18 protein-coding genes are annotated in these 23,508 nt (G+C 41.9%); 10 read left to right on the top strand and 8 right to left on the bottom strand.

Annotated elements, in window-relative coordinates; translation table 11 throughout:
• The first annotated feature begins 570 nt into the window (after positions 1–570).
• From G327_RS0118665 to G327_RS0118655, 3 genes are read left to right on the top strand one after another with little or no spacing between them, the layout of a single operon-like run.
• Entirely contained in the window at positions 571–1,245 is a 675-nt protein-coding gene (locus G327_RS0118665; RefSeq protein ID WP_019616330.1) for an ABC transporter ATP-binding protein, read from the top strand.
• Positions 1,245–3,710 carry an FtsX-like permease family protein gene (locus G327_RS0118660; RefSeq protein WP_019616329.1) on the top strand — a complete coding sequence of 822 codons (2,466 nt, stop codon included), beginning with the start codon at positions 1,245–1,247 and terminating at the stop codon, positions 3,708–3,710. The genes G327_RS0118665 and G327_RS0118660 overlap by 1 nt, the downstream gene beginning before the upstream one ends.
• Positions 3,707–4,858, top strand: a complete 1,152-nt coding sequence (locus G327_RS0118655; protein WP_019616328.1) for a lipocalin-like domain-containing protein — start codon at positions 3,707–3,709, stop codon at positions 4,856–4,858. The genes G327_RS0118660 and G327_RS0118655 overlap by 4 nt, the downstream gene beginning before the upstream one ends.
• A 169-nt stretch (positions 4,859–5,027) precedes the next feature.
• Here the strand turns inward: G327_RS0118655 and G327_RS0118650 are convergent, their stop codons facing one another.
• Entirely contained in the window at positions 5,028–6,812 is a 1,785-nt protein-coding gene (locus G327_RS0118650) for an ABC transporter transmembrane domain-containing protein (protein WP_019616327.1), read from the bottom strand.
• Positions 6,813–7,045: 233 nt separating this feature from the next.
• On the opposite strand from G327_RS0118650, the gene msrA reads away from it, so the two are divergent.
• Positions 7,046–7,639 carry a peptide-methionine (S)-S-oxide reductase MsrA gene (gene msrA, locus G327_RS0118645; protein ID WP_019616326.1) on the top strand — a complete coding sequence of 198 codons (594 nt, stop codon included), beginning with the start codon at positions 7,046–7,048 and terminating at the stop codon, positions 7,637–7,639.
• Positions 7,640–7,890: 251 nt separating this feature from the next.
• Here the strand turns inward: msrA and G327_RS0118640 are convergent, their stop codons facing one another.
• A complete protein-coding gene (locus G327_RS0118640; protein WP_019616325.1) occupies positions 7,891–9,084 on the bottom strand; it encodes an aminotransferase class V-fold PLP-dependent enzyme in 1,194 nt (397 codons plus the stop codon).
• Between the two features lie 55 nt (positions 9,085–9,139).
• On the opposite strand from G327_RS0118640, the gene G327_RS0118635 reads away from it, so the two are divergent.
• Positions 9,140–10,105 carry a LysR substrate-binding domain-containing protein gene (locus tag G327_RS0118635; protein ID WP_211217252.1) on the top strand — a complete coding sequence of 322 codons (966 nt, stop codon included), beginning with the start codon at positions 9,140–9,142 and terminating at the stop codon, positions 10,103–10,105.
• Positions 10,106–10,343: 238 nt separating this feature from the next.
• Entirely contained in the window at positions 10,344–10,712 is a 369-nt protein-coding gene (locus G327_RS0118630; protein ID WP_211217251.1) for a ribosome recycling factor family protein, read from the top strand.
• A 243-nt stretch (positions 10,713–10,955) separates the two neighbouring features.
• On the opposite strand, the gene nudC is transcribed toward G327_RS0118630, so the two are convergent.
• Both nudC and G327_RS25105 read right to left on the bottom strand, forming a co-directional pair.
• Complete coding sequence (gene nudC / locus G327_RS0118625) at positions 10,956–11,885, bottom strand: NAD(+) diphosphatase (protein ID WP_019616322.1); 930 nt, start codon at positions 11,883–11,885, stop codon at positions 10,956–10,958.
• Positions 11,878–12,237, bottom strand: a complete 360-nt coding sequence (locus G327_RS25105; protein WP_019616321.1) for a winged helix-turn-helix transcriptional regulator — start codon at positions 12,235–12,237, stop codon at positions 11,878–11,880. The genes nudC and G327_RS25105 overlap by 8 nt, the downstream gene beginning before the upstream one ends.
• Positions 12,238–12,694: 457 nt before the next feature.
• Between G327_RS25105 and G327_RS25100 the strand changes: the two genes are divergently transcribed.
• Entirely contained in the window at positions 12,695–13,888 is a 1,194-nt protein-coding gene (locus G327_RS25100) for a porin (protein ID WP_019616320.1), read from the top strand.
• 166 nt (positions 13,889–14,054) lie between these two features.
• On the top strand, positions 14,055–14,849 hold the full coding sequence (locus tag G327_RS0118610; protein WP_019616319.1) for a MurR/RpiR family transcriptional regulator: 795 nt from the start codon (positions 14,055–14,057) through the stop codon (positions 14,847–14,849).
• Between the two features lie 65 nt (positions 14,850–14,914).
• On the opposite strand, the gene G327_RS0118605 is transcribed toward G327_RS0118610, so the two are convergent.
• Genes G327_RS0118605 through G327_RS0118595 form a run of 3 tightly spaced genes read right to left on the bottom strand, consistent with a single transcriptional unit; the run spans position 14,915 to position 19,590 of the window.
• Complete coding sequence (locus G327_RS0118605) at positions 14,915–17,581, bottom strand: glycoside hydrolase family 38 N-terminal domain-containing protein (RefSeq protein WP_026339439.1); 2,667 nt, start codon at positions 17,579–17,581, stop codon at positions 14,915–14,917.
• Between the two features lie 23 nt (positions 17,582–17,604).
• On the bottom strand, positions 17,605–18,051 hold the full coding sequence (locus tag G327_RS0118600; RefSeq protein WP_019616317.1) for a PTS sugar transporter subunit IIA: 447 nt from the start codon (positions 18,049–18,051) through the stop codon (positions 17,605–17,607).
• Positions 18,052–18,060: 9 nt separating this feature from the next.
• Positions 18,061–19,590 (bottom strand): PTS fructose transporter subunit IIC, encoded by a 1,530-nt coding sequence (locus G327_RS0118595; protein WP_019616316.1) that lies wholly within the window; start codon positions 19,588–19,590, stop codon positions 18,061–18,063.
• Positions 19,591–19,833: 243 nt separating this feature from the next.
• On the opposite strand from G327_RS0118595, the gene G327_RS25095 reads away from it, so the two are divergent.
• Positions 19,834–20,781: a helix-turn-helix domain-containing protein gene (locus tag G327_RS25095; RefSeq protein WP_019616315.1), complete on the top strand. Its 948-nt coding sequence runs from the start codon at positions 19,834–19,836 to the stop codon at positions 20,779–20,781.
• 99 nt (positions 20,782–20,880) lie between these two features.
• Here G327_RS25095 and G327_RS0118585 read toward each other — a convergent pair whose 3' ends face one another.
• Positions 20,881–21,591: a substrate-binding periplasmic protein gene (locus tag G327_RS0118585; protein WP_019616314.1), complete on the bottom strand. Its 711-nt coding sequence runs from the start codon at positions 21,589–21,591 to the stop codon at positions 20,881–20,883.
• A gap of 499 nt (positions 21,592–22,090) precedes the next feature.
• Here G327_RS0118585 and G327_RS0118580 point away from each other — a divergent pair, with 499 nt between their 5' ends.
• Positions 22,091–23,497 carry an IS4 family transposase gene (locus G327_RS0118580; RefSeq protein WP_019615382.1) on the top strand — a complete coding sequence of 469 codons (1,407 nt, stop codon included), beginning with the start codon at positions 22,091–22,093 and terminating at the stop codon, positions 23,495–23,497.
• The last annotated feature ends 11 nt before the right edge of the window (positions 23,498–23,508 follow it).

Raw genomic sequence — 23,508 nt, 5'->3', positions numbered from 1 at the left:
AAGTTTTAATAGGTTGGTCTTACCGTTTATTCCGTATTATTGTTGTAATTTTGTTTTTGATAGTCCGAGTTAAATTCTTTATGTTTATTGATTCTGCTCTTAATAATTAACGAACATCAGGTCAATTCAACATCTAAATCCCCTCTAATTTGTCTATGCTAACTTTGCTTAAACGAAAAATGACGCTTATTCTTCTTATGCTGAACATCTATTTATAAGCGCCTGTAAGTAAAACAAGCAAATAACAAAATGACCTGGAATATTAGGGCCTATTTATCTTTTAAAATTGCCTCTGTTGAGCCTGAAATTTCCTCAATCAAGGCGCGAAGAATGAAGTTTAGTTGCTCTAAATGAGTGATGAGCAACGCAGAGTGTGGGATTTTCAGACACAACCCGAAGGGCTGGGGCTATTTTTACACTCAACTGCGTTCTCAGTCATTGATGTAGAGTGACTACACTGTATGACTTCCGCCTTGCTGAGCATACAAATAGCCTCCAGCAGGAACAAAGAGCAAAGATAAACAGGCCCTACTAATTACTAGTTTAAATCATTGAAATTGAGGATTGCTTTTGTCTTTAATCATTGAATCACTTAACCATCAAATTGTTGATGGTGACAATCACCGGCAGCTTTTGTCAGATATTAGTTTATCTGTGTCACAAGGTGAATGTATTGCATTAATGGGCGACAGCGGCAGTGGTAAAACCACCTTACTCAACCTGATTGCAGGGCTTGAGCCGATACAACAAGGCAGTATTCGTATTGCAGGTTTACAACTGGCACAAGCGACGGAGAAAAAACTCAGTGAGCTAAGAAAAAAACACCTCAGTATAATTTTCCAGCAGTACAATTTGCTGTCTAACCTGTCAGTACAGGATAATATTGAATTCAGCGCCCGTTTAGCTGGTCGTTATGATGCATTACTCTGCAGCACGCTTACCAAGCAGCTGGATATACACAGTTTGCCGCATAAATATCCGGCAACACTTTCCGGGGGGGAAATGCAGCGTGTTGCTATTGCTCGTGCACTTAGTGCTCAACCTAAATTGTTACTTGCTGATGAGCCGACCGGTAATCTTGATGAACACAACAGTACATGTGTTGTTGAGTTATTAGTCAAGTTAGCAAAACTTCATAACACAGCATTATTAATGGTCACTCATAGTGTGAATGTTGCTCAGAGAATGGATAAAATTTATCGATTAGCTGACGGTCAACTAACGTTAGTTGAAAAGGCATTTTAATGGAGGATAAAAAATCGACCTGTACAAACATCAAACCGGCATACCGAGATCTCTATCTGGTATTGAAAACCCAGGTCGCGGAATATAAAAACAACCCTTTATTAAACCTAGGCTTTATTGTCAGTTTGGCCATTGCGACAAGTACCTTGTTATCTATTTTGATCTTAAACCATGCCAGTAAGCAGCAGTATCAACAGGCAAACCTGCAGTTAATAAATCCAGTCGCTTTTCATATCGTTGCGAAGCCCGGCGCAAAACTTACTAAAGATGATTTTTCGACCTTAAGAAAACAAGGCTTTACGCAAATAACCCCCGTATTAACCTTCATAAAAAAGCTTGCTAATGGAAAACGTATTTCCTTCAGAGCTATCGATATGTTAGCCCTGAGTATAATGAAACCTGAAAGCTTTAACAGCCAGACGGTGCTGCTTAACCAAACATACCGAGATACATTATTTTTGTCCGAAGGGGTTAATACAAAGCAGGTTAAAAAAACTAAAAATACGGATATGAGTAGCCAGGCAGCGGCTCATAACCACTTTGTCTTAGCTGACCAAAGGTTTATTGCCTTTAGCTTAACAGCTGCAGAACAATGGGGTAACGCTGCGCTGCTGGATATTGCACTTGCCTGGCAGTTATTCCCTGAAGAAGGTGATTTTAGCTATCTAATGGTCGCACCGCTTAGCAAAAAAAATAAACAACAACTGGAATCAGCATTACCCGGGCATTTAACGCTATATAAACCATGGTCCGTAGAGGAGCGCCTGGGCCTTGCCGATGCACTGCACCTGAACCTCAATGTGCTGGCTATATTGGGGTTTATTATGAGTATGTTTATTGCCTTTCAAGCCGGCAGTCAGGCGTGGCGTAAGCGTGGTAAATTAGCAGCACAATTACGTTTGTTAGGTGTGCAGTTACAAACCCTAAAAATAGCCATGTCGATCGAATTATTATTTTTGCTGATAACAGCTTCCGGGCTGGGCATACTGATAACTGCCGTTTTAGTTTCAGCTTTATTACCATTAGTTGGTTTAACCCTTAGCCAGATCTATTTACTTAACAGCAGTGGTCATTTTGTGTGGCAATGGCAATACGTAATATGGGCATTAATAATTTCATCGTCAGCAGTATTACTCGCGTTATTCAAGCAGTTTAAGCTTATCAGTACTGCCCATATTGCTCTCTCTGCAAGAGCATCAACGGAGCGGTTTCCTTACCTTCAAACCTCAGCAGCCGGCATTATATTGTTACTGCTTTTTTTACTTTGGCCGGGCGGTAACTGGTTTCAGCTTATGGCGAAGTACGGATTGTTATTAACAGCAAGTGTTGCACTGCTGCCAAGTTTTTTACAACTGGTGCTTTTTGTAAGCGGATATTTACTTAAGTCTTTTCGTCTTAAATATATTTTTAAAGATGCCGCCAAGCAGATTGCACGACGCTATTTACCGCTTGCAGCATTCTATTTAGCGCTAACTTCAAGTATTGCAGCCGCCTTAATGGTGAATAGCTTTGAGGCGGCTTTTGATAAATATATTGATCAGCAGTTAAGCTCAGATATCATTATTCGCCATAAGAGCTGGCAGAATCAACAAGTAGTAGAATGGTTAAACAATAAATCAGAAGTTGAACAATACATTCTATTTCAACATACCCGGGCACAAGTCGATAATGAACCCGTCAAGGTTTTAAGTTACCAGTCTGCTCGCCAGCTTGAATCATTATTGTTCAAATCTTCATCAAACACACTAGACGAGGGATGTTATATCAATGAACAACTCGCTTTAAAGAAACAGCTTTCTGTCGATCAGGGCTTGCTATTATCGCAAGGCGGCAAACAATATAAGTGTAAAATCAAAGGCATTTATTACGATTACGGCTATCCGGGTTTATCTGCCACTTTGAAAAAACAACGAATATCAAAATTGTTTGACGGCTGGGTTGATACTGGTTTCGGGGTGTTTTTTAAAGAGGGCCAATTGATAAACAAACAAGATATGTTAATGACAGCCGACTTAGAAGAGCAGCAGATTTATGAACCACAACAAATAAAGAAACAAGCACTTGCTATCTTCTCTCAAACCTTTGTGCTTATGAATACCATTGTAGCGCTATTACTTTCAATCGCCTGTTTGGGGCTGTTTTTGTCTGCAAACAGTTTAGAGCTGGCCCGCAAAACTGATTTATACATTCTTTGCAGTTTGGGATATAGCAAAATGGAGTTGTTTACGCACATGTTGATACAATGGTTACTGCTTGCTTTAGGGACCATTCTGCTGAGCTGGCCGATAGCTGTGATCCTAGCTGATGCATTAGTAAGCAAAGTACTGCCGGCCTCATTCGGCTGGTCGATGCCGCTTATGCTAAATGTTGCCCCTTTTGCAGTCAGCAGCTCACTTGCTTTGTTATTTTTAATTCCCGCGTTAACTGTTCCCCTGTTTAAACTTAATGTCAGATCAAGCTTATGAATGTGATAAAAAGCAGCAGACGTCATTTTAACTTACTGCTGATAATAGTGCTTCTACTAGGATTAGGCCTGTTGGCCGCTTTCTTAATAACAGCAGATCTGCCTAGTCGAAATCATCTAAATAAACTGGCTGATGATCAGCAGCAATATACACAAGCCTCTGCAAGTCATAACATTACCTTTCCTAAAGCCCATTCACCTCATAAAAACTATCGACATGAATGGTGGTACTTAACGACTAATTTAACTTCCGAGAACGGTCAGCGTTTTGCCAGTCAATGGACATTATTTCGCACCGCTGTAAATAACCGCCATTTGTACTTTGCTCATGCGGCGTTAGCGGATACAAAAGAGCACCTTTCTGCATTTCGTAACGGCAGAGAAGAGCTTGGTAATGTAGAAGTCTCTGATAGACCTTTTCGAGCAGTTATTGATGACTGGATATGGCAGTCATCTGCACAGTTATTACCCGCCCAGCTCAGTTATGGTTCTTCAAATTACGGCGGCGGCAATGAGCAGCTCAACAACACTTCTACACAAGACCTTATTTTAGAAAATGAAAATCCTGAACAGAAAAACTGGCAGGTGAAATTATCATTATCCAGTTCAAAACATTTTTATCTGCAGGGAAATAAAGGCTTTAGCAAAAAGCATCACAGTGAAGATATTGCCAGTCACTATTATTCTCAGCCCTTCATTGATGTAAAAGGCGAAATATTATGGCAGGGCAAACGGCAAACAGTAACTGGAAATGCATGGTTTGATCGGGAATGGGGATCCAGCATGCTCGCACGGGATCAGCAGGGTTGGGATTGGTTTTCATTACGCTTATCCAAAGATAAGGCACTGATGATTTACCGCATTCGTTCCAAGGAAGATGATTTTCTATACGGCAGCCTGATGCACAGCAGCGGGGAGATAGATATCTTAGAAATTAAAGATATCAATCTGCAGAGCGGCCTTACAAATAAGCTTGGTTATCCGCAGAGTTTTACCTTAAAGGTCAAATCTCAAGATATTGATATAAATATAAATATAATCAATAACAAGCAGATCATGCGTTTTGCTATTGAATACTTCGAAGGAATGGTAACTTTTAATGGTTCACATACTGGTCAGGGATTCGTGGAAATGACCGGATATAATTAACATCAGTTATACCAATCGGAATAAATAGCTGATCAGTTTTACTGGTTAAAACAGCTTATTTCTTCGTTGTAAATTTCGTAAAGGGAACAACCGCTTACATCAATTTACGCCTTGAACTAAGCAGTTTTTCCTACGCAAAAAGTAGATCACATACTTAATCCGATTGGTATTATTCCTCTGCGGAGCGAAATTGTAATTCGACCAGGCGCGCATAAAGAGGATTTTTTTTCACAAGCTCCGCGTGGCTGCCGATAGCTTGAATCCTTCCTTCATGCATAACCACAATGCGTTTTGCCTTGAGTACAGTCGCTAAGCGATGGGCAATAATAATAGTCGTGCGATTGTGCATCAGTTTCTGCAGCGTTTCCTGTACCAGTCGTTCGCTCTCAGCATCCAGCGCGTTAGTTGCTTCATCTAACAGTAATATTGGCGGATTTTTCAAAACTGCACGCGCTATAGCAATGCGCTGTTTCTGTCCTCCGGATAAACGCGTCCCTTTTTCTCCAAGAAATGTATCATAGCCCTCAGGTAAGCGTTCGATAAATTCATCGGCGAAAGCGGCCTGTGCTGCAGACTTAACGTCATCATCGCTTGCATCCGGTCGGCCGTAACGAATGTTTTCCAGCGCACTGGCGGCAAAGACAATGGTTTCCTGCGGGACAATACCAATAACAGCACGCACGGCTTGCGGATCCGTTTTAGTTATATCAACCCCGTTGATAAACACAGCGCCTGTATTCGGGTCATAAAAACGCAATAACAGTTGAAAAGTTGTTGTTTTACCCGCACCCGACGGCCCTACAAATGCGATAGTTTCTCCTGGAGTGATGTTCAGGTTAAAATTATCTATCGCAAGCGTATCCGGACGCGAGGGGTATTTGAAGTCGACCTCACTAAATACAATACTACCTCCTCCCTGCGAGGGTAAAGGTATCGGATTTGCCGGTGCACGAATAAATGGCTGTGCATCGAGTAATTCGAACAGCCGTTCCATCGCACCTGCAGCGCGCTGAACTTCTCCCCACATTTCGCTAAGCATTGCACCTGAACTTGCAAGCAGAACCGTGAATAAAACAAACTGAGCAAGCTCTCCCGGCAGCATGTCTCCAGCTAATACCTCCCGCGTTCCAACCCAAAGTACCAGCGTCACAGCGCCAAAGAGCAGAAACATAGAGCCTAAAGACATCACAAAGCGTCCCCTGATCCGCTGCAGGCCCGCTATAAATGCGGCTTCTACTGCTTCTGCAAAACGTCTGCTTTGTAAAGACTCAAGGGTGAATGCCTGCACGGTCTCGATAGCATTCAACGTTTCATTAGCCATGCCGCTGGAGTCCGCAATTTTGTCCTGAGCCGCGCGAGACAGTTTGCGTACTTTGCGGGCAATCCACAATATTGGTCCGATTACAGCAGGAACAAGTAATAGAATCATCAGTGTTAAAGAGGGGCTGGTATACATAATACCGGCAAGAGAGACAATCAACATGACAGATGAGCGCAGTGCGATTGATATTCCGACCCCGGATATAGATTGTACCAGCGTTGTATCAGTCGTCAGTCGAGATAGAACTTCCCCTGTCTGGGTCACTTCAAAAAAAGCAGGATCCTGTCTGATGACATGTGAATATACTTTTTTACGGATATCAGCAACAATTCGTTCACCCAGCCAGGTTATCAGGTAAAAACGGCTAGCTGACAATAAACTGATCAGCAGAAGAACACCTAAAACCAGCTGAAAATAAAAATCAATTTTGTCAGGATCACCACTGCTGATACCACTATCTATAAGGTATCTGGCTGCAATCGGCAGACAGCTCGTTGCCGCAGACGCCATCAATAAGACTATGACGGCAGCAGTCAATGTACCCTTATAGGGTTTTATAAATGGAACAAGCGCGCTTAAAGGTTTAAGAGAAGATCCTTTAGCGCGCAGTTCGTTCTGGTCGTTGGTTCGCATAGGTATAGCTAACTCGATATCCGTGAAGTCTAGTTAATATACAATCTTTCATTTTTCAATGCGCTTTTAGTTTAATGCTTAAAGCATAAGATCATTATTGCTAACAATAGCTTATGTTCAGAATAAACATGCTTATTCGTTTACGCAATAAAACACAAAAATAGCCATGCCCCTTGTACAATCTAGACATAGTCTATTTAGACTATTCTTTAGTTAAAAGAAGGAGAAATCTTGTGAAATGTAAACCACTATTGTTTATATTAACCAGCCTGCTGCTCTATGCATCTAATGCAGCAGCAGCAGATAAAGCCGTACTCGCTGGAGGATGTTTTTGGTGTATGGAGTCCGATTTTGAGAAGCTTGAAGGAGTAAGTGATGTTATCTCCGGCTTTACTGGCGGAACGTTAGAAGATCCAACCTATTCTGGCAATCATAAAGGCCACTATGAAGCTGTTGAGATAACCTATGATGCGGCAAAAATTAGTTATAAAGAGTTGTTAGACCATTACTGGATTAACATTGATCCATTTGATGATAAAGGACAGTTTTGTGATAAAGGCTCAAGTTATTTAAGTGCTGTCTTTGCTGCCAGCCAAACTGAAAAGAAGATAGCGGAACAATCTAAAAGAAAAATAGCCGAGCAGTTCCCTAATCAAAAAGTGGTTACGCCAATCCTAGAAGCAGCTGTCTTTTACCCCATTAAAGGTGACGAAAGTTACCATCAGAATTATTATATAAACAACCCCGTTCGCTATAAATTCTATCGCTGGAACTGCGGCCGTGATAAACGACTCAAAGAAATTTGGGGAGATAAAGCAGCACACTAAGATTTAACAAAAACAGCTGGTAAACGTCCATTAAGCGGCACGAAGAGTAAAAGTGCAGCCAGTCATATTATCTAAGTCGGAATGTGCCCCTTTGCGCCTCAGGAAGCCAACTCGCAAACGCCCCAATTGCGATTTATAAAGCTAAAAATCTGTGATCACTATTATGCTCGCTTCCGGAAAGAAGCGAGCGTAGGAATCTATCATCAAAATGAGGGTTGTGACGCCAATTTATTGAACTAGAACTCAGATAGTTATGTGGCGGCTTCTTCAATAATTTTCTCTAATTCGTGCACAAATGTACTAATCTCATCATCATCATTATAATAATGCACAGAAGCACGTACTATGTTTGAAAGATTCCGTTTTCTAGAATCAATTAGTGTGCTTTCAGGCTTACTAATACTTACTCTTATTTTTTTCTTGCCTAGTGAGTCAAATATTTCTTTTGCAGGTATGCCTAAAATACAAAAGGAGACTATTCCACATTGCCTTCTTCCAATGTCCGTTACTAAAACCCCATCAATTTCAGACAACATAGTACGCAGATTATCTGCAAGTCTCTGAACTTCATTTTCAATATTCTCTAAACCAATATTTAGTGCGTAGTCAACTGCCGCACCTAATCCAAGTAACGCACTGTAGTTAAATTCCCAATTCTCAAAACGCTTTGCATTCTTACTTAACTCATAAGTTTCAGGAGAAGTCCAAAGAGCAGACCTAAGATCAATCATCGGAGGGTGGAGTTTTTCAATCAATGTTTCTCGAACATATAAGAAACCTATCCCTCTTGGCCCTCTGAGATATTTCCTCCCCGTCACAGAAAGAAAATCACATCCAATTTTTTTTACATCTATAGACATTTGCCCTACGGATTGGCATGCATCGACAAGGTACAGAATATTATTCTCTTTTGCAATTTTACCAATTTCAACGATGGGATTTATTAGCCCCCCATTGGTTGGAACATGTGTTATTGAAATTAAGCGTACTTTATTATCAATCATGTCACTTAAAGATTGTGTGCACACTTCGCCATACTCATTTGATGGAATAACTTCTACTTTAATACCTTTTGTTTTTTGAAGGTGTAGATAAGCAAGATAGTTCGAGGAGTACTCTGCTTCAGCAGTTAAAATTCTATCGCCCTCCTCAAAAGGAATAGAATAAAAAGCCATCATCCAACCTACAGTAGCGTTTTCAACAATAGCTATCTCGTCCCGCTTACAGTTTATAAGTTTTGCAATCGAATCGTACACTGCCTCAACTCTATTTGAAGCAATACTTGCAGCTTCGTAGCCACCAACTTCAGCTTCTAAAGAGAGGTGTTGTTGTTGGGCATCTAGAACACAATCGGGCATTAAAGCGGCTCCCGCATTGTTGAAGTGAATAGCGTTCTTTTTACCCGGTGTTTCTTTATACAGTAACGTCTTGTTTTTCATAGTCATAGCCATATGCTCTTTAATAATTCAACGATCTAATAATAAATCATTTACAGAGAGTTTGACTAACGATGAAGCTTGTCATTATACTTTACAAATTGTAAAGCCATATGATAACCATAATGTTATGAAACTTCCCCCATTGATCGCTCTTACTTACTTCAATGCATCTGCTTCTCATATGAGTTTTAAAGCTGCGGCGAATCAACTATGTGTTACTGAAGGCGCGGTTAGCAGGCAGATCAAGCGGCTTGAAGAATACTATGGTTGTTCGTTGTTTGAACGCCTTGGTAGAGGGGTAAAACTGACTAATAAAGGAAAGCGTTTGTTCACTGTAAGTAGTTTGGCAATGCAGCAAATAGCTGAAGTTTCTGACGAAATTCGAGGTATGTCACCACAATTGGATATCCTTGTTACTACAAGTTTTGCAATTCGTTGGCTTATGCCTAGACTGTCTATTTTTGAATCTTGTTTTCCTGAATATCCAATTAATATTCATACAGGGAAAAGTAATAATGAACCATTAGGATCACAATTAGACGCAAAGATAGTTTATGTTTTAGGAAATCCATACGACGAAGATAGTTCACCACCAAATAACAGCCAGTTTATTATGGCTGAGTGGCTTCAGCCCGTATGCTCACCATCCATCCTTCCAAAAGGTCAACCAATTAATATTAATGACTTAAGTGAATATAGATTAATATTCAATGAACCAACGGGACGTGATTGGCGTTTATGGTTGAAATCCGTACCAGATTTTAAGCTAAACTTTGAAAATTCATTAAGGTTTGAACATGATGACACTGCAATTCAAGCTTCTGTAACTGGACTTGGAATATCTCTGACTAACAAAGCCTATATCGAACACGAATTAAAAACTGGTATATTAGTACCAGCTATCGCTGAATTAGAACCAATTGCGATTGGTGCCCATTACATAATTACAGACCCATTAAGGCGAACCACACCAAATATTGATGCTTTTGTTAATTGGCTATTAGATACAGCAAAAAATAGCTCGTGAATGAGCTTTTTTTACTAGCTCACCATAGAGAAAAAGCTCCTCTATGATAACGCTCGCTTCATGGGAGAAAACAAGCTTACGATTTATTGTTACCAAGGTTATAGGCCAAGCACATAAGTTTATTCAAGTAACAGATACTCCATATACAGAGCATGCTTTAAGGCTCATGTTCGTCAAACGTCTGCGTAGCAGTTATTATTGACCTTTGACTTATCAAACAATCCTAATGGTGGGTGCAGTGCCAAATCACACTTCAAAAATGATATCAATTAAGTTAAATAATTTTCTACATCGTATTGACTGTAAAGCGACAATGGTAGGACTTGCTACTCAACACGGTTGTAGCTTAAAGCGTATCCGCCGTTCGAAAAATTGGTTACTAATGGGCAACCAAAGTCAGCTTGTTGAGATAAGTGAAAAAATACGGATGGAAAAAGTATTATGGATTGCGGAAGCCATTGATAAAGCGCTACCAAAACCGATCTATAGTTTAACGTTGATAATGGAATCTACCCCTGAAATTACGGTCAATCAATTAATGGCAGAGACTGGTTGTACGCTAATTGAGGCTCGGTGCGCAATTGATGCAGCTGAAGGCTTTGTTTAATAAAATATTAATTTTAAATAGGCTAGTTATTCGTTCAAATTGCCCCTAAAGAAAACCGAAATGTACATCAAAACCTGTGGTTATATACCCCTCTCCCGTCTCAGCAAGCCAAGTCGAAACGCCCCGTTGCGACTTATACACTATAAGTTTGCGGGTTAAAACATCAGTACGAACAGTACGGTACAGCCATATAAATTCTCTGCGCGGGAACACGCAGAGCATTGGAACGAGGTATATTGCTTACTAATCCCCCAGCTTTCGCCAGTATTCAATTAAGTAACGCGAGATGGAATCAACTCTCGATAATTTAAAACCTGCACCTTCATCGCCCCATTCTCCGAAAGCGTTCAAATCATCACGGGAAAACCATCGGGCATCATCTAATTCATCTTTATCAACTTGAATCTTTTCACTGCAGGCATCAGCAATAAAACCTAACATAATCGATGACGGGAACGGCCAGGGCTGCGAGGTTATATATTGAACATTATTTACGCTGATACCGGACTCTTCCTGCACTTCCCGGGCGACGGCAGTTTCTAATGTTTCCCCCGGATCCACAAAGCCGGCTAAGGTTGAAAAAACACCGTCCGGCCATGATGCCTGACGGCCTAACAAACAGCGTTCAATACCATCGGCGAAAGTCTTTCTGACAATCATGATCACTGCCGGATCAGTACGCGGAAATGTGTGATGACCGCATTCCTGACTGCTGCATAATCTAGAATGCCCCGCTTCTACTAACTGACTTGCAGTGCCGCAGCGCGCGCAAAAACCATGGGTTCTATGCCAGAAGCAGATTCCCCGAGCCAGTGCGAGTAATGATGCATACTGGTTATCAAGCACCACGGCTAATTTACGTAAATCAATAAATTCTCCCTGTGCTAAAAACACAGTAGTTAACGCCTGATCTGTATCAGTTAAATCTAAAGCAAAATATGGTCTGTTATCGTTATTTTCATCAATACCTAAAAATACCGCATTGTCTAAATTCAGATGCTCTACGGCTTCAAGTGATAAAAACAGCGGCCTGTTATCACCCTGACTAAAGTAGTTTTGATCAGAATGCATCAACACCCAGCGGCTGTTAGTGTTTTTCTGACTCTCTAACCACTGCGGATTTTTGCGCTGATTTGAACAGCGATTGAGCTGCATTTCACTATATTTAAGCATCATTTTTTTCCTTGCTTTTTAACTGTTGCGGCAGGTTTTCAGCCCAGGAGCGAGCCCAGGGTCCCATAGGTTTGATTAATAATGCCAACGCTGACGCCTGCTCCGTTAACCCGTAACCTGTCTCGGTTTTTTTCACTAAACCTAATTGAGCTAACTCATGCAGTCTTTTATTCAATAATGTCGGAGAAATATCTTCGCAGCGCGCTTGTAACTGCCTGAAAGTGGCATTGCTTAAACTCAGCTGCCAGATAATACCCATGCACCAGGTACGGCCTAACAAATCAAATAAAGCCATAATCGGCTTACCGGTTTTTGAACCTCTTACCGGCTCGCCGGGTACTGGTAACGTCATTGCGCTGTCTCACTATGATTAATAATTAAACACACCATAACACCGCTACACAAAGTGTAGCAACAAGTTTTCACTAGCTCCCATAGCCGCGAAGAAATTCGTACTGCCAGCAACAACATTACGCAAGAATCTATGCATTACCACGCGAAGCATGGTAATGAGGTATAAACAAGCTGCTCATGCCCTCTCCTAGCAAGCAAACGAGATTTAGATCATGTTTCTTATCCGGCAGTAGATATGTGCTGTTTTTCATATAAATGTCCAATTTTTTATCCTTTTCGGCAGTTGTATATTACTTACGGAAACAAGCATGAGCACAACAAAAGAGACTTAGTTAATTTGTACAACAGGGCATGAAGCCAGATAAAAGGAAAGGGAAGCGGCATTTCACCGCGGCAGATTGATTACGTTTATTGAGCTGTAACTTATTAATCTAAAAAATAGATAGGAATAAAAAATGTTCAAGAAGAAACTATTGATAACATCAATTCTTGCCTCCGTAATTGCTTCACCAGTTTTAGCTAAAGAGGATAAAGAAGGTAAAAAAGGCGACGATATATACTCAGTTCAGCATGATACACAGGTTAAAGACAGCAAGAAAAATGATGATATCGGTATTTACGCTGTTGAACATAAAGAAGATGTTGAGCAAACTCGTGAAGATGAACCGATTGAATTATACGGCCAGGTCGCTATTTCATTGTTCAGTTTGGGAGAAGACGGCAAAGACACCGTTAACCGCATTGAAAATGAATCACGTATCGGTTTCCGCGGTGAAAAAGAGATGGCCCGCGCGCCTAAACTGGTCTGGCAGATTGAAGGCAATAATGTCGGCTGGAGTGATAACGAAGGTGACGGTCAATTTGGTTTACGTGATACCTATGCAGGCTTTACTGATGAAAAATGGGGACTTATCAAGTTCGGGCGCTTTACCACACCGCTGTACGATATTGTTGACTGGCCTTACTCAAATCCAGGGTTAGGTAATGTCTTTGACTGGGGAGCAGATATTGAAGGCGGTGCAAATTACGATCGTCAGTCAGATCAAATCAGCTGGGAGAGCCCGGTCTGGTCTGGCTTTTCAGTCGTAACCGCAATCGGCCGAGGTAATAATCCCAATGATTCAGACAGTAATTTTGTCGGTGGATCGGCGCATTATACCCAAGGGCCGTTAAAGCTGCATTTAGGTTATGAATATGGTACCGGCCGTCTGGTAAATGTTGAAGATACAAGCGGTGAAACTGACGGTAAAACAGCACAATCGGAATACACCACTTATATTGCTGGTTATGAATTGAACTTTAAAAACGGAATTGGTTTATTTGGTGCTTATAAAGTAATGACCGCCGAATACTCAGACTACAGCAGTGAATCCCTAGAATCTGAAATAGGCAGCGTTCAGGATCAGACTGCATATTCTGTAGGCGCATTATACTCGACAGGTTACTGGCAGTTTAAAATCGGTTATGCTGCTAACAGTGATCTCGAAATTGACAGTGTAAAAGTGGCAGATACAGCAGATAACGTCATTTCCGGTCAGGCGATGTACTTTATTGATGACGATGCACTAATTTATCTTCGTCTTAAAGCGATGGAACTAGACAGTGTAGACTACACTGAAGCGCGATTGGGACTTGAGTATTACTTTTAGTCAATTACCTCTCCCCCCCGGCGAAGTGTATTCGACATTGTTAGCAGCACTTCGCCGCAGTTAAAATATTTTCAACATCCCCACCATAAATATCATTTTCTTACCTTGAAGTGAAAGTATTTTCGTTATAAGTTATCCTTGTTGTATCTCCTGAAACGAGGATCAAATGAATAAAGACTTCCAACTACTATTTGAATACGCACGCATCAAATTTACCTCTGCAGACAGTAAGATTGCAGACTACTTTCTAGCACGTAAAGCCGTCAAAAACATAGAAGAGCTGGCCCTTCTGATCGGTGTATCAACAGCTTCAATTACTCGTTTTTGTAAAAAGATCGGACTCAATAACTTCAAAGAATTTCTGTTTATCTACCAGCAGCAGCTGGATCAGGAATCCCCGCAGGAAAGCATTAAATTAAACGGCCTGCATAATGATTACATCGATATACTGCAGCAGTTTGATAAACGTTTCGATAAAGAACTGGTTGCAAAGTTCAGCGCTGTTATCGGACAGCATGAGGTTATCCATATTTTCGGATCAGGATACAGTGCGTTAGCCGGGGCTGATTTTAAATTCCGCTTCACACGTTTAGGTAAGTTTGTTGAAGTGGTTCAGGATAACGATTCAATGCGCATGCTCAGCTCTATCTTAAAACCCGGCGCACTGGTTATTTTATTCTCTTTGAAGGGTAAAAATGCGGCTATGCTGAATTACGCTAAGGATATGAAGCAAAAAGGGATAACGGTTCTGTGCATTACCGCCAATGAAAAATCCAAGCTTATCAGCACCGCAGATATGACTCTGTTAACCGCCTCTTTACACGGCGAAGAGTCAACGGGCATGATTTCAGGGCAAATGCCGCTCCTGATGGCAGTCGATTACATCTATTCTCAATACGTTCACGATAACAGAGATTCAATTCAAAACTGGGTGGCGACAGAGCAGATTTTTGTTCAGTAAAGTTAAACGCCACTTCAAAACAACTTGAAGCGGCGTTTATTATATCCAGATTATTCAGCTATAACTTAAAAACTACATCTAAACGTTTTTATCTGTTTGGCGGCAAAGGTTTTCAAATTCACTTTTCCATTAACACAACAGAGCGCTGACACGGCATTTTCCAGCAGATCGGTTTCGACAATCGCAGTGACCGAGTCCGGCAGAGAAATACTTCCTGGCTCTCTAACGGTTTCACTGCCGGGATTATATAAACGGATAATAAAACCATTGCTATCATCAGCTGGTTTTAACGCGCTCACCACCAGTTCAGGACAATCAATCAAACACCCGGCATAACTGTCTGCAATTTTTTCAGCTAAGGGGTGCATCACAAAATATTTCAAGGTGTTGGTAAACTGATTAAGTGACTGATTCTGATAATAAAGCGGCTTAACCGAATACTGCTGCCACTGCCGCTGCAGGGAAGCCGGTTTAAACTCAGGTTCAATCAGTACTGCACAGTCAAAGTTGATTGTTCCCTGCATCTGGCTGTCCGGCGTAGCAATGTATTTAAACTGCTGTCCCGATGCAATACCCGGCCGACGCTGCAGATCCGGTTTACCCAACCAGCCTACACAGCGGAACAGGGTCAGCGCCAGTTTATTATCAGCTAAAACTTCATACTCCTTGCCGCCCTGAGTAAACAAGGTTAAGCTGCTGTTTTTATCATGCATATTCACAAAATGCAGCATCGGATAAATGGGGCTAGGCTCCTCTTTCCAACCTGCAGCAGACCAGTCATAGAGATGTTCACTTTCATTTAGCCGTTCCACCGTGCCGAACGGTGTATCAGCCCAGCTTGTTCTAGTACTTATCGGCGCAGTAATCACCAGCTGCATACGGTGATCCAGCACCTGATTATCAAACTCCGCTTCAATCAGCAGCGGGCAGACTTGTTGTGAAGCAGCACCAGTTCCTTGTTCTTCTAAGCGGAAAGCCAGTTTATAACTGACAACGCCGTTAAGCTCTTTATTTTGACGTGCTGTTAAATCCTCAGGAAGAGCCCACTCACCTTCAACAAATAAAGTCTGCGACAGACGCCCTTTGCCCACGGATACTCTCGCCTGCGACCAGTTAAGTGCTAACAGCCAGTCATGCTCCGGAGGTGAATAGTCATAGGTATCACCGCCGTCTCCCATATCATGAAGGGCGATACAGTCAGTCCAGCAGCGCTGCTGATACTTATCAAACAGAGTAAACTGTCCGTCTTTATAGGTTAACTGATAATGAGCATTGCTGATCTGCGCTTCCTGACAATCAGCAGTCAGCAGTATCGTACTTTCCTGCACAGGTTTATCTAATTCTGTTACCTGTAGGCTGACAACAGAGGAGGCGCCGAGCGGGTAGACAAATTCGATATCACTCTGATAATAATATTTATCCGGATCATTATCGGCGGCATCTTTCTGAATCGTGCCGCGGTAGCATTTTTCCAACTTAAGACAGTCAAACTCTATCTGTCTGCCGTCACTGCCGGTTAATAAAAAATATGGCGACTGTGTTGATATATTAACGTTAACGACCTGCTCTCGTGCATAAGGCAGTGTATTAAAAATCGTCAAACGCCCGTCAATACCGCCCTGCTGTGACTCGGCAATTTTCCGCACTAAATAATCGACCGCAGAGCCGGACATCTGATCCGCCTGCTCATAACGTGCAGCTATAATTTTATTGGTCTTATCCGCATTACAGCCTCCGGCACTGTCATGCGCATGGTTGCGCATAATCACTTTCCAGATATTACTCACTAAACAAGACTGCGGCGCAATGCCTAAACTGTCAGCCATCACCATCAGCGGCTCAAGCTGATAACTTAAACGTCGTTCAATACGGTCATTAAGATGTTTATGATCATAGCGCGATGAATATATTGAACGGTGAATTTTGGAAACCTGACCGTCAATCATCTCACCGCGGATTTCAGGCAGATCCAGCTCCTCGTCCTGAATCGCCTCAAACAGCTGCTGATAGCTGCTTTCAATCAGGTGATAATCTGCATTATTCTGATTACAAAGCGCAATGCGGCTTTTAATATTAGAATCGATATAACGCTGATCGCCGCCCAGAGGTACTGCCACATGATTCGCTAATGTGCCCTCGGCAGACTGCTCGCACAAAGGCGCAGGATCATCAAAATCAATAATATAGGATCCGGTAAAATATCCGTTTTTAATATTGTAAGCTAAGACTTTACTGCCGTCTTCACAGGACCAGTTAAACTCCCGGCTGGCACAGACATCACTGCACAACCCCCGCCAGAATACGGTTTTATCAATGCCGACTCCCTGGTAAATTTTAGGCATGTCGATGCTCTGACCAAATGAGTCCGGTACATAACCGACCTTCATTACATTACCGTATTTTTGACCTGAACGAATACCGGCGGCTAGGTTACGGACTATCGACTCTCCGCCGATAATCAGCTGATCGGTCTGTGTATACCAGGGCCCGATAACCAGCTTTCCTGATTCAACCAATGATCTAAACCTTTGCTCCTGCTCCGGACACTGCTGCAGATAATCTTCAACAATACTCAACTGGCCATCCAGTAAATAACTGTCTGTCTCACCGCTCTCCAGGCTGCTCATTACCTCCTCCATGTGGTAAATGAGCTGAATCAGAGACTCATGGGCCGAGAAATACCATTCAAAATCCCAATGAGTATGTGCGATAACGTGAAATGTTTTTTTCATAAAAATAACTCTCTACCTGACGATTAAGCAATTGCCTCAGCAATAACACTTTCAACTTGTTTAATATCCCCCTGCTGCAGGGTTTCACGAAATGCGATTCTCATCATGCGCCGCGAAAGTTTAGTTAACATACGAATAGATGTTTCAGCCCCCTCTGCCGGAATCGTTAACGCCACGGCGGTATTAACGGGAGCCTCGTCCATGGTCTGCCATTCAATGGCATGTTTGAAACGCACAACAAAAATGCCGGCATGTTTTACCGTTGCGTTTTTACAATGCGGTGTTGCCATTCCCCCCATCAGGCCGGTACTGGAATTATCTTCCCGGTCGAGTAATCCGGCCTGGTAAAGATCCGCATCCGCAACATAACCTAATGAAGCCGCATTCTGTGCAATAAAGGCCAACGCCTGTTCTTTATTTTTCGAGTGTTCATCAACAATAAGATGGTTGTTATTAAATACCGTTTTCATCATTATTCCTTAAGCGGCTGCGGACGGCTGAGGCTGTGCTTCTGGCTCTAAAACTTTAGTTTCTGATTTAGTTTCAACTTCAACAGGTTTACGCCAGAAGCCGATAATCAGCGCGGTTAATGTGATACCTGCAAAAGTACACAGGATCCAGGTGACAAAGGGGATAGGCTGCTCAATGTAACCGACAAACGTACCGATTGGAGAGCCGATACCACCGTAGAATTTAACCCCTAAGAATCCAACTAAACCACCCGCTAATGCTGAGCCCGAAACACTAGCGGTGATCATCTGAATCGGGTTGGCGGCGGCAAACGGAATAGCCCCCTCAGTCACGCCGACTATGCCCATACCAAATGCAGAATCTGCTGAAATTTTTTCAGTGGTAGTGAATTTATTTTTAAACAGTTTTGAGGCTAAAAATATGCCCAGTGGTGCAACAGAAATAGCCGCTTGAGCAGCCGTTCCCGGTACAAAATTAGCCCCTTCTATGCCATATTTTGCTACGGTATCGGTGAATACAGCAGTACCGAAAATCAACGCGGTTTTATTAACCGGTCCGCCGAAATCAAAACCTATCATAGCCCCGATAATCGCACCGATAATAAAGGTTGAAGAGGAGTAATTGATGGTCAGCCAGTTTAATCCTTCATACATGCTGCTCATACCAGCGGCAATCGGCCCGCCGATCATGTACTTCACTACCACCATAATAAAGAAGGTCGCGATTAACGGTAAAATCATAATTGGTACAATCGGTTTCATAAATTTCGGCCAGGGGATAAGCTTTAAGTAACGGACAAAATAACCAACAATAAATGCCACTAAAATTGCCGACAGGAAACCGCCGCCGGTTTCGGTGCCTAAAAACTCCGCATCATTGGCGATATAAGCTCCAATCATCGCAGGTGCGATTGCCGGTTTGGATGCAATCGAATTCGCCACGAACCCGGCAAACAGCGGGATCATTAATAAAAAGCCGATCTGTCCGAGTTTAAACATGTGAAACATAAAATCGCCGAGCGGATCTGTCTGATCAAATCCCCATGCAACCAGACGACCCATATCATCTTTCTGAAAGGCAAATATATTAGCAATAGCTAACAGTAAACCCGCAGAGATAACCATAGGCACCATATAAGAAATGCCGCTCATCACATGCTGAATGAAACCATTTTCACTGGTTTTGCCCAATGTAACGCCGCCGACTTCAGTGCCTTTCGCGCCGAATACCGTGCCCTCTTTAATCGCCGCATCAACTAATGCAAGCGGATCATTAATGGCAACTTTTGGCCTAGTCCTATAAACCTTTTTACCACCGAAACGGGCCATATCAATTTCGATATCGGAAGCAAGAATAACCACATCAGCCTCAGCAATATCCTGTTCAGTAAGGATGTTTTCCGCGCCGATTGAGCCCTGCGTTTCAACTTTTATTTTAAAACCATGCTCCTCACCCGCGACTTCTAATGCTTCAGCCGCCATATAGGTATGTGCGATCCCTGCCGCACAAGCGGTAATTGCCACTACATTTCTACTCATTCGCTAACACTCCAGTAAAAGATAATTTCAAATTTATTAAGCGGACACATTGTGATAATTTTTTCCAAAAAATAACGAGATAAACATCACAAACACAAACAAAGTGTAAAAATTTACACTTTGTGTTCATTTTATATGCAATACTAGGTAAAACAGCCTAGTTATTAGCATGAAAAAGCAGTTTTGTAAGAGAATATGAAAATATTTTCAAAATGGTGAATTACGTTGAATTGGATTAACACGATGATTAAAGCAGATGCGGTTCAAGCTCTTCGCCCGAAAGAGCAACATGATGATGAAATATTCGTTCTAGTAAATAATGTCATTAACAATGATCAGTCCGTAAAACGGATTTATGCTGCAGGCAAAAACTGTGATGTGCCGGAGTTAGCCTGGCAGATAAATAATCCGCGTCTGGATATTGTAATTAGCGGCAGTATTGTCAGCCGCTACGGTACCTCTGACGGCTGCAGTATGGAGCGGCACCTTAGAGCCGGCGATGTACTGTATGTTCCGGCATCAGCCTGGAGTCTACCGGTCTGGCAGGATGAAGTTACCATCCTTAGCTTTATTTTCAGCAGTCATAAAATTGGAGTCAGTTTACAACAATGGAACGGTCAGAAGTTCAGCAGCCTGAAAAAGAAAACCGTCATACGCCAGCATGAAAGAATTGGTAACGGTTTACTGCAGGCCTTAAATGAACTGTGCGCTCAGGAAGCAGATCACCATACTCCGGCCTTAGTCATCCGCTCGTTAATAAGCCATATTTCCATGATGGGAGAAGCGTCAGAATGTCGACCTAACCGCCAGAAAGAACTGTTTCAGCGTATTGTTGATTACATCGATAATAATTTCAGCGTCGCGTTAAGCCGGGAAATGATCAGTGAAAAATTTTATATTTCTCCTAATTACATGTCTCACCTGTTTCAGCAGCAGGGAAACATCAGTTTTAAAGACTACCTGTGCGCGCAGCGCCTGACTAAAGCACGCGAGTTATTATTGAATAATAATAACCGCATTAAACATATCTCAGATTCATGCGGTTTTTCCGGCAGCAACTACTTCTGCCGTTTGTTCAAACAAAAAACCGGATTAACTCCCTCCCAGTACCGATCCAGTGCGGCGGCAGTGAACATGACTAATACACATTCTATGAATGAGGACCTATACACGCAAAATCAACAGCACTAGCCCTTATGTTCGAGCTCCATGTTCCGCGTGGGAACTCACACTAATCGAATTGCCGGGCAAGTACTTATGTATTACCCGATACAAGCTAGTTTCACGAGCTTACTTTATATAACTATTAACGATTTCATCATAGCGGCCGGAAGCTTTCAGTGACTTAAGGCCGGCATTAAAATCGTCTCTTAACGCGACATCATTAAACAGAACCTTATAACCCACTGCTGCAAATATTTCATGGAGAGTAATTTCGGCTGTGGTGTCTACGTCTGTTACACTTTTTCTGAAATATTTAAAAATATTTATATCGGAAACAACAACATCAGTTCGGCCAGAATAAAGAAGTTTTACCTGTTTCACCTGCTGTCCCAGCTCCCGGTATTTAGAATTGCCTTTTACTACTTGTGCAAATTCATCACCGAGGTATTTGGTGGCATTCTGAAAAGCAATAATCTTCTGGTCTTGCAGATCTTGAATTGAATTTATCTTTATCCCTTTGTTTTTTAAGGTAACTGCATAGTTTTGATAAGTGATGACCTGATCCGAGTAGTTACCCTTGGCTCCCGATGATTCGTTGATGGTGATTGCGCCGTCATATTTAGGATAGTCAACGGACACCCGTGCAAAAGGCACATACTTCATAACAAGTGTATGGCCTTTAAACGCAAGTGCCTCTTTGATGACATCGTATTCCATCCCAGAGTCACTTTCCTGGATCACATATGGGGGTAGAGAAAGCCCGGCGATCAGAGTAAGCGTTTTTGCCTGTACGGCGCTGGAAAGAACTAAAAGCAGTGCTAGGGAAATGTATTTCATTGTATGCCTCCCTTCGAAGGTGATGGTTTGTTTAAACGGGGTTTTAACCTAGTACCTTACACAGAGATTTTGATTGATTCAGAGTTCACCTGGTGAGTTAACACAAGGCACTTTGTTTTAGGAAGGCTGATGCCTTTCAAATTAAAGTAACGCAGTGTTCACTTGCCAGGTGAGCTCCCTCCGGGCGGATTTTAAACCGCCAACTACTGCATTATTTGTTTTCGACATAGAACAACTATGTCTTCAAGCAAATGCCTTGTATTTAACAATTTTAAATCCCGCTGAATCGTTCAAAACTTTTGTGTCAAGGTACTAAAGTATAGGAAGGATTAAGACTCTTCACCCAAAATGAAATTCCGCTAGCCCTAACGTTTCACACTCCCTCCCATGTTTTACACACCACTCGTTCCCATGCTCCGCGCTGTCTCTTATACACAAGTTTACGGACATTAAAAGTTATGATCTAATAGGTTAAATTTTCTAATGAAACGTAAAAACAATGAGCGATTTAAATGCTGCAGAGTGGGCGCAATTGATCTTCGGAGATACCGACTTAGGCGACCCAAGAAGGACAAAACGACTTACGAAATTAGCAGGTAGTATGGCTCAAAATGCTGGTGAATCAGTGGTAAAAGCAAGCGGTGATCCAGCAACGATTGAAGCAGCTTATCGTTTCATCCGCAATGATAATATTGTTCCAGAAGTCATCGCAGAAACTGGGTTCAATCATACATGTGAAGTAGCCAGGGAATGTACAGATGTTTTGGCCATACAGGATACAACAGGGATAAGCTTTAAACATAATAGTCTGTGCAGTGAACTTGGTGATGTTAGCTCTGCGAATACTGGCAGCAAATCAGCTAAAGGACGCAGTCTATATGTCCACTCTACTTTAATGCTAGATGCTGAAAATGAACAAATCATAGGGCTCGCTAACCAGAAATACTGGTTCAGAAAAGAGAAAGTGGCTGGTAGTAAACCCGAAAGACAAAGTAGACTATTCAAGGATAAGGAAAGTTATCGATGGAAAGAAAGCTTTGATGCCGTCAAACAAAAAACAGGTCAAGTTACTAATATTATTGATGTTTGTGATAGAGAAGCCGATGTTTATGAATACTTAGCTTATCATAAAATGAATGGGCATCGATTTGTGGTTAGAGCAAAAGAAAATAGAAAGCTGCTTGACCCGCTTACTAATTTAAACGAGCTATTAAAGACAACTGAAAGCAAGTGCAGTTATAGCGTCGACGTTAAACAAAAAGGAGGCCGGTCGGCGAGACAAGCTAAAATGAAATTGAGCTATCAAACAATCAATATCAAAAAACCACAAAGAGCGGTTGGTGAACCAGCACTGCCTATCAACTTAATTATTTGCCAAGAATATAATAAAGAAGAAAGTGAACCGTTATGCTGGCTTCTCTACACAAGCGAGCCGTTATACACTTCCGAAGATGCTTTAAAAGTCGTTAGATATTATGAATTAAGATGGCGCATAGAAGAATTTCATAAAGTGTGGAAAACTGACGGTACTGATGTTGAAGGATTAAGATTGCAAAGCCTTAACAATTTAAAAAGAATTGCCGTTATTCAAGCCTTTATTGCAGTCAGGTTAATGCAGTTGCAGGAATTGGCACAGAATAAAGAAACAGCTAAAACAATAAGTTGTACCGTTCATGTGCAGGACAAAACATGGAAAATACTTTGGTTGAAAATAGAGAAAAATAAAGCAGTTCCCAAAAAAACTCCCTCATTACATTGGTTTTATTATGCAATTGCCAAGCTAGGAGGTTGGTACGACAGTAAAAGAAACGGCCGAGTTGGTGTCAAAGCAATGTGGCAAGGCTGGCTAAAACTTGCTGAAATGATGGAATCCATTGCAATGCTAGAGTCTCTTGATGACTTGTGATCAAGAGACAG

Source organism: Psychromonas ossibalaenae ATCC BAA-1528 (assembly GCF_000381745.1).
GTDB classification, from domain to species: domain Bacteria; phylum Pseudomonadota; class Gammaproteobacteria; order Enterobacterales; family Psychromonadaceae; genus Psychromonas; species Psychromonas ossibalaenae.
Note: the sequence above shows the minus strand (reverse complement) of the source record. Positions and strands in the feature narration are given on the sequence as shown.